The following is a 4,193-nucleotide window of genomic DNA, read 5'->3' as shown; positions in this document are numbered from 1 at the left end:
GTACGGGGTTGTCCGGCCTGTCCAGCCACACCGTCTGCCCCTCGGGCGTGGCGGTGAGCCCGAACCGCTCGAAGCCGGGGTGCCCCCGGCGACGCCACCAGCGCCAGGCCGCCTCCACCTCGTCCCACAGGCCGCGCGGGCCGGACTGCACCACCTCGTAGGCGGTCCGGCCGGGCTCCCAGTCGGCGGTGGCCCAGGACGTGACGGCCGTGTCGTGGAGCCACAGCGTGTACGTGCCGTCGGCGTACCGCTCGGTCAGCGGGAACGCGCCGGGCACCTGCACGCCGATGGCGAACATGGCCGGCCACCCGCCGACGGCGTCGGGGGAGAGGGCCGTCGACGAGACCTTCCCGTCGGCCGGCCACGGCCCCGACAGGTACTCCAGGCTGCCGGGCCGAGCGGTCCGCTGCCGACGGAGCCGCATGAAGGCGGACGACCTGACGAACCGGCCGCTCGCCGTGCCGTCGTCGCCGACCGTGAGCCGGACGACGGCCTCCCCGCCGTACTCGGGCGCCCACGGGGCGACGATCACGGCACCGGGCCGGGACTGCTCGATCCAGGCGTACGGAATCCGGTGGACCGAGCAGGTGGCGATCACCCGGTCGAACGGCGGCCCGTCGGCGAAGCCCTCCGAACCGTCGCCCACCACGAGCCGGGGCCGGAACCCGGCGCGCGCGAGCCGGTGCCGTGCGGCGGCGGCGCTGTCCTCGTCCACCTCGACCGAGACGACGTTCCCGGCCCCCGCACGGTGGGAGAGCAGAGCGGCGTTCCACCCGGTGCCGGTGCCGATCTCCAGCACCCGGTCGCCGCCCGCCACGCCCAGAGCGGCGAGCATGGAGAACACCATGGTCGGCATGGAGCTGGACGAGGTGGGCACGGTGCCGCGGTCGAACCCGCTGTGCTCGCCGTCGTCCCACTGCGTGGTGAGCGGCGCGTCGGAGTAGACGGCGCCCAACCACCCGTCCGGATCGGCGAATCGGTGCACGGACTCGCCCTGGCGCACCCCGTCCGCCCGGCCCGGCCAGATCAGGTCAGGGACGAACCAGTGACGCGGAACGGCGTGGTACGACGCCAGCCAGTCGGGGGCGAGGGACCCGTTCGCGATGAGCGCGGAGGCCAGCCGGGCCCGGCCGGCCTCCGCTTCGTGCCGGTCGCTCACGCGTCAGTGCCCGGACGCCGGGCCGCTGCCGTCCGAGGTGTTCCCGCCCTCGTCACTGCCGCCGCCACCGTGCTTGTTGCCGCTGCTGGAGTCGTCCTGCTGCCCGCCGCCCTGGCCGTTGCCCTGGCCGCCACCGTGCTTGCCACCGTCGAACTCGGGCATGCGCTTCCCCTTTTGCTGTCGGTCAACTCCCGTGCTGCTCACGGGTGTCAGTGAGCACGTTAGGCGTGTCCGATGCGAGGGCGGGCGCGTGATTCTCGGGTATTCGAGCCGTTGGGAGCGAGGTGCGCGGGGATTCCTCACCCGTCCCCGAGAGCCCGGTGGCACCGCGTGATCACCCGGTGGGCGTCGGCGCCGTAGACGGCGGAGCCGGCCAGCGTGTCCCAGACGCGCCGGTACAGCGCCACGTTGTCCGGCTGGTCGAGCCAGAGCTCGGCGTGCCAGTCCTCGACGACGACGAGCCGGTCGTCGTGGATCCAGAAGCCGTTGGCCGGCGGCAACCTGAGCGAGGCCTCGAACGGGACGATGCCCAGGGAGACGGTGTCCAGCCCGATCACGCCGCTGAGCCGGTCGAGTTGGGCGGCCATCACGGCCGGGGGGCAGATCAGACCGCGCAGTACCGGCTCCCACATGACGATGTGGTACTTCCTGCCCGGCCGGTACAGGCTCTCCTGCCGTTGGATGCGGGCGCGTACGGCTTCCTCGACGTCGCGCGGTGACCGGTGGAGGTCGACGAAGGCGCTGAAGACGTGCCGGGCGTAGTCGGGTGTCTGGAGCATCCCGACGATCGTGGAGTTCTGCCACGCGCGCAGGACGGTCGAGCGGTCGTGCTCGGCGGTCAGCGTGTCCTGTACCGGCTTGTGCCCGGCGGCCAACTGCCGCCGCCAGGAGCGGGTTCCCGATTCGAAGGCGCGCAGCCTCGCCGACAGCTCGGCCGCCGCCCCGGGCTGCCCGACGCCTTCGGCCCAGGCCTTGAGGTCGTCGTGGGTGGCCGTCTGCCGGCCGGTCTCCAGCTTGCTGACCTTGGACTGCGTCCAGCCCAGCCGGTCGGCCAGTTGCCGGCCGGTGAGACCGCCCTCGGCGCGCAGCTCACGGAGCCGCAGGCCGAGGGCGGTTCTGGCGTGCTGGAAGTCGGTGCTCACATGCCGGACGGTACCCCAGCGGCGAACTCGCGGTGCGGGGTGGCGTAGTGCCAGGCGGCGTCCCGCTCCTGGCAGGCGCGGGCCACCTTCACCGGGTCGGTGATCACCTCGATCTCGGTGATGTCGTCGTCGGCGTCGAAGTGCAGCAGGGCGAGGTAGCGCGAGTCGAACAGCCAGGCGTCCTCCGCCGGGAGGCCGAGCCGTTCGGCGTTGGCACGCCACAGGTACCGGATGTCCTCGCCGACCAGGCCGTTCCGCTCGGAGTTGTTGAGCAGGTACCGCTGCCCGATGGTGGGCGGGTTGTCCATGATGCGCACCCGCTCGAACCGCTTGCCCAGGTCCGTCTGCTCGCGGCGCGTGCGGCACCAGGGGTGGTCCAGGTCCCATGCGGGGGCCTGTCCGGCCACGAACTGCCGGTAGGTCTCGGACTCCTCGTCCGATCGGTAGCGGCGGCGGGTCTCCAGCCGGAAGGCCGTGTGTCGGCAGCTCGTGAACATCTCCTCGAACTCGTCGTAACTGACCAGCACGCGTTCGCGGTCCACGTCGCGCGGCGCGAAGTCGGCGAGCAGGGTGCGGGGTACGGTCACGAATCCCTCGCCGGGCTTGACGGCGCGGAACTGGGCGATCTCGTCGGGATCGGTCACCAGGTCTCCCTGCACGATCACCTCCCCGGTCTCGTCGTCCTCGTAGAGCGTGGGGCATCCACTGTTGTCCGAGGTGCTCCCGATGTACCGCAGTCGTCGGCTCATGGCCACTCCCCTCGAAGTCGATCAGGCTGACTCAGGATGCCCGGAGGATCACGTGGAGTGAGTGATGATTCTCGAATATTCTCCTGCGGTGGGCGGTTGGTGTGGTGGTCCCTCGCGCCTGCCGGGCCCGTGACGCCGCCTGGCACCACGCGGTGCGCTACGCGGAGTTCCGGGCTCAGGTAGTTTCCGTCATGTGAGCACCGACTTTCAGCAGGCACGGGTTGCTCTCGGCGCCCGGATGCGTGAACTCCGCGCCGAGAGCGGCTTGTCCGGCCGCGCCCTGGCCGCGTTGTTGGGTTGGCCGCAGTCCAAGGTCAGCACGTTGGAGAACGGAAGGCAGTCGCCCGGCACGGCGGATCTGGTCGCGTGGGCGGAGGCCGTCGGCAAGCCTGACGCCGCCGCCGAACTGGTGGGCCGACTACGGACGCTGGAGACGCAGTACCGGTCATGGAGGCGCCAGCTCGCGGGTGGCGCGCGACCGGTGCAGGAGGCGCATGCCGCGCAGGGAAGGAAGACCGGGCATCGTCAGTCGTTCGATCCGACTCTCATTCCCGGCCTGCTGCAGACGGCTGCGTACGCTCGGGCGGTCCTTGCCCGATACACCAGGGTTCATCCCTCGATCCGTGATGTCGAGGCGGCGGTGGCGGCTCGGATGGAGCGCCAGAGGGTGCTCGCCGATCGCTCGCGTTCGTTCCACTTCCTGGTGTGGGAAGGGGCGCTCCTGTCCCGTCTCTGCTCGCCGGCCGTGATGGCCGCCCAGATGAAGGCTTTGATGCCGTGGCTGGCGGATGGGAACGTTCGGCTGGGTATCGTTCCTTTTGAAGCCGATCTGCAAGTGCCTGTGGGAGTCGGGTTCTCGATCCATGACGGCACGTTGGTGATCACCGAGTCCTGGCACGCGGAGATGTGGCTGGACGATCCGGCGGACGTCGCGCTCCACACCCGGGCATGGGACGCGCTGGCGGAGAGCGCCGTGTACGGCCCGGCGGCACACCGGGTGATCGTCAGGTCCTGGCGGGTGCCGCGTGATGATCACTGAGGAAGCAGGGTCCCTCTGTCGGCGGGGCCCTTCGGCGCGGCCCGCACCCCCGCGCGGGGCCCACCCCCGGGGGGCTTAAAACAAAAAACCGCCCACCCGAACAA

At 71.1% G+C, this 4,193-nt stretch carries 5 protein-coding genes; 1 reads left to right on the top strand and 4 read right to left on the bottom strand.

Annotated elements, in window-relative coordinates; translation table 11 throughout:
- The 4 genes from ACFU6K_RS32710 to ACFU6K_RS32695 all read right to left on the bottom strand — a co-directional run.
- A partial coding sequence (locus ACFU6K_RS32710) for a methyltransferase domain-containing protein (RefSeq protein WP_380669236.1) occupies nucleotides 1–1,159 on the bottom strand: 1,159 nt, incomplete at its 3' end.
- 3 nt (nucleotides 1,160–1,162) lie between these two features.
- Nucleotides 1,163–1,321, bottom strand: coding sequence for a hypothetical protein (locus ACFU6K_RS32705; protein ID WP_181970350.1), 159 nt, complete (start codon nucleotides 1,319–1,321; stop codon nucleotides 1,163–1,165).
- A gap of 137 nt (nucleotides 1,322–1,458) precedes the next feature.
- The gene (locus ACFU6K_RS32700; RefSeq protein WP_380669234.1) at nucleotides 1,459–2,301 is read right to left on the bottom strand and encodes a helix-turn-helix domain-containing protein; all 843 of its coding nucleotides are present in this window, start codon (nucleotides 2,299–2,301) and stop codon (nucleotides 1,459–1,461) included.
- Nucleotides 2,298–3,050, bottom strand: coding sequence for a DUF6879 family protein (locus tag ACFU6K_RS32695; RefSeq protein ID WP_380669232.1), 753 nt, complete (start codon nucleotides 3,048–3,050; stop codon nucleotides 2,298–2,300). Before ACFU6K_RS32695 ends, ACFU6K_RS32700 begins: the two co-directional genes overlap by 4 nt.
- Before the next feature lie 193 nt (nucleotides 3,051–3,243).
- Here ACFU6K_RS32695 and ACFU6K_RS32690 point away from each other — a divergent pair, with 193 nt between their 5' ends.
- Nucleotides 3,244–4,089 (top strand): helix-turn-helix domain-containing protein, encoded by an 846-nt coding sequence (locus tag ACFU6K_RS32690; RefSeq protein ID WP_380669230.1) that lies wholly within the window; start codon nucleotides 3,244–3,246, stop codon nucleotides 4,087–4,089.
- Nucleotides 4,090–4,193: the final 104 nt, after the last annotated feature.

This window comes from Kitasatospora sp. NPDC057512 (assembly GCF_042802135.1).
GTDB lineage: Bacteria > Actinomycetota > Actinomycetes > Streptomycetales > Streptomycetaceae > Kitasatospora.
The sequence above is the reverse complement of the archived record's forward strand: the minus strand, read 5'-3'. Positions and strand labels throughout refer to the sequence as shown.